Source organism: Anoxybacillus sp. TBDG-1 (genome assembly GCF_054815885.1).
On record NZ_JBTZSY010000089.1, the window covers coordinates 1 to 3,115 of the forward strand.

Here is a 3,115-nt window from a genome sequence, read left to right on the forward strand (position 1 = left end):
TAACAAAAGAAAAACGATTTTGTCCTTGACAAAATCGTTTTTCAACAGTCTGAAAGCACTTGCCTTAAAAGGCAAGTGCTTTTTTCATGCGTTTTTTAATGATATAATAAATGAGATATGAGCAAAGAGGAGGGCAGTTTCGTGAGTTATAAAGCTTTATATCGTGTTTTTCGACCGCAAAGCTTTAAAGATGTTGTCGGTCAAGAACACGTGACAAAAACGTTGCAAAATGCCCTGCTTCAACAAAAGATTTCACATGCATATTTATTTTCAGGTCCACGTGGGACAGGAAAAACAAGTATAGCTAAAATTTTTGCTAAAGCGGTAAATTGCGAACACCGTCCAACAGCAGAGCCATGCAACGAATGTCCGACTTGTTTAGGCATTATGAACGGTTCAATTTCGGATGTGTTAGAGATTGACGCAGCATCAAACAACGGAGTAGATGAAATTCGTGATATTCGCGATAAGGTGAAATTTGCCCCAACCTCAGCACCGTATAAAGTGTATATTATTGATGAAGTGCACATGTTATCCATTGGGGCGTTTAATGCGTTATTAAAGACATTAGAAGAACCACCGAAACATGTCATTTTCATTTTAGCGACAACAGAGCCACATAAAATTCCTTTAACGATCGTTTCCCGATGCCAACGTTTTGATTTTCGGCGCATTGAGCTGAAGTCCATCGTTTCACGTTTAAAAACGGTTGTCGCTAAGGAAGGTATAAATGTAGAGGAAGAAGCATTGTTTGCGATTGCGCGTGCTGCTGATGGTGGAATGCGTGACGCTTTAAGTTTGCTTGATCAAGCCATTTCTTTTAGTGATGATCGGGTGTTGCTTGAAGATGTGTTAGCAGTTACAGGTGCGGTTTCGCAGCGAAAGATTGCTGATTTAATTGGCGCGATGTATGAAAAGAAGACAGTTGAAGCGTTACGTCTTTTTCAAAATTTAATGGAGCAAGGAAAAGATCCGAATCGTCTTGTCGAAGATTTAATTTACTATTATAGAGATATGCTTTTATATAAAGCAGCCCCGCAGCTTGAGGATGTGACACATCGCGTGCTTGTTGATGAGCGCTTTCGAGAGCTTTCAGACATGATTCCAACATCGCTTATATATGAAGCGATCGATTTGTTGAGTAAAAGTCAACAAGATATGCGCTTAACGAACCATCCACGCGTGCACATGGAAGTTGCGATTGTGAAGCTTTGTTATGAAGAGGAACGAGTAATCAAAACTTCGATTTCCCCAGCGTTGGAGGAGAAAGTGAAACAACTTGAAGAAGAATTAGCGAAACTAAAAGAAATCGGTGTGAAGCCCTCTGCTCCAGAAACAAGTGAATCGGTGAAAAAAACAGGAAAAAGTATTCGTACAGACTATAAAATACCGATAGGGCGCATTCATGAAGTACTTCGCCAAGCTACGCATCAACATTTGTCCCTTGTTAAAGGGAATTGGGGACATGTGCTCGACCTGTTGAAAAAGCAAAATAAAGTGTCCCATGCGGCATTATTGCAAGAAAGTGAGCCTGTAGCAGCAAGTAGCACAGCTTTTGTGTTAAAATTTAAATATGAAATTCATTGTAAGATGGTTGCTGATAATAGTAACTATGTTAAAGACAACTTAGAGCAAGTATTACTTGAGTTGACAGGAAAGAAGCTTGACACGATTCCTGTTCCTGAAAATGAATGGTTTCGAATCCGCGAGCAATTCATTCGTCAACAAACAAATGAGGATGAACAACACGAACAGGAAGACCCGTTTATTTCCGAGGCGAAAAAATGGTTTGGTGACAATTTAGTCGAAATTAAAGAGTAATGGAGGAATGATGAACATGATGCGTGGAATGGGAAATATGCAAAAAATGATGAAACAAATGCAAAAAATGCAAAAAGATATGGAGAAAGCGCAAGCAGAATTAGCGGAAAAAACAGTTGAAGGTACAGCAGGAGGCGGAATGGTGACTGTTATTGCTAACGGTCATAAGCAAATTTTAGAAGTCAGAATTAAAGAGGAAGTTGTCGATCCAGAAGATATCGACATGTTGCAAGATTTAGTGCTTGCTGCGACAAATGATGCGTTAAAAAAGGTAGATGAATTAACAGCAGAAACAATGGGACAGTTTACAAAGGGATTGAACATACCAGGGTTATTCTAGGGGGTTCGTATGTATTATCCAGAACCGATATCGAAGTTAATCGACAGTTTTATGAAATTGCCAGGCATCGGGCCGAAAACGGCCGTCCGTCTGGCGTTTTTTGTATTAAACATGAAGGAAGATGTGGTGTTAGACTTTGCAAAAGCGCTCGTAAATGCGAAAAGAAATTTAACATATTGTTCATCATGCGGTCATATTACCGATAAAGATCCTTGTTATATTTGTGAAGATGACAAACGAGATCGTTCGATTATTTGCGTTGTTCAAGATCCGAAAGACGTTATCGCTATGGAAAAAATGAAAGAATATAACGGTCTATATCATGTATTACATGGGGCAATCTCTCCGATGGAAGGGATCGGTCCAGAGGATATTAAAATTGCTGAGTTGCTTAGACGCCTTCAAGACGAAACGGTTCAAGAAGTCATTTTAGCAACGAATCCGAATATTGAAGGAGAGGCAACGGCTATGTATATCTCCCGACTACTAAAGCCAACAGGTGTTAAAATTACGCGCATTGCCCATGGATTACCAGTTGGTGGTGATTTAGAATACGCGGATGAAGTGACGTTATCGAAAGCTCTTGAAGGAAGAAGGGAATTGTAGTGTTTTGGAAACGAAAAGGGTGGCTACGCAAACAATTTAACGACCAACTCATTGAACGGCTGCAGCATTATCGGGATGAGTGGATGGGAAAAAAGCAATTAATAGAAAAAAGTGTTGAGCCGTCTGAAAAAGTTATATTTGATTTGAAGATTGCTGAGGCAAAATACTTATTTCTCCTTCGAGAAGCGAAGAAAAGAAAAGTTTCGATTGGGAAGGGATAATACACCTTCCCTTTTTATATAGGCTTGTCATACCGAAAAAAGGTGAACATATATTTAAAAATAAAAAAGATTAAAGTCCTGCGGTAATATGTCAAGGTGAAACATCATCGAAATTGGAAATTCGATT

Annotated in this window: 4 protein-coding genes; all 4 read left to right on the forward strand. The window is 39.3% G+C overall.

Annotated elements, in window-relative coordinates; genetic code table 11:
- Positions 1 to 141 precede the first annotated feature (141 nt).
- The 4 genes from dnaX to ACYQY7_RS13800 are packed head-to-tail and all read left to right on the forward strand — an operon-like array spanning position 142 to position 2,988.
- Positions 142 to 1,821: a DNA polymerase III subunit gamma/tau gene (gene dnaX, locus ACYQY7_RS13785; protein WP_461202913.1), complete on the forward strand. Its 1,680-nt coding sequence runs from the start codon at positions 142 to 144 to the stop codon at positions 1,819 to 1,821.
- Positions 1,822 to 1,837: 16 nt separating this feature from the next.
- Positions 1,838 to 2,161, forward strand: a complete 324-nt coding sequence (locus ACYQY7_RS13790) for a YbaB/EbfC family nucleoid-associated protein (protein ID WP_461202915.1) — start codon at positions 1,838 to 1,840, stop codon at positions 2,159 to 2,161.
- 9 nt (positions 2,162 to 2,170) lie between these two features.
- A complete protein-coding gene (recR, locus tag ACYQY7_RS13795) occupies positions 2,171 to 2,767 on the forward strand; it encodes a recombination mediator RecR (RefSeq protein WP_004888493.1) in 597 nt (198 codons plus the stop codon).
- Positions 2,767 to 2,988 carry a YaaL family protein gene (locus ACYQY7_RS13800; RefSeq protein WP_019417550.1) on the forward strand — a complete coding sequence of 74 codons (222 nt, stop codon included), beginning with the start codon at positions 2,767 to 2,769 and terminating at the stop codon, positions 2,986 to 2,988. The genes recR and ACYQY7_RS13800 overlap by 1 nt, the downstream gene beginning before the upstream one ends.
- The last annotated feature ends 127 nt before the right edge of the window (positions 2,989 to 3,115 follow it).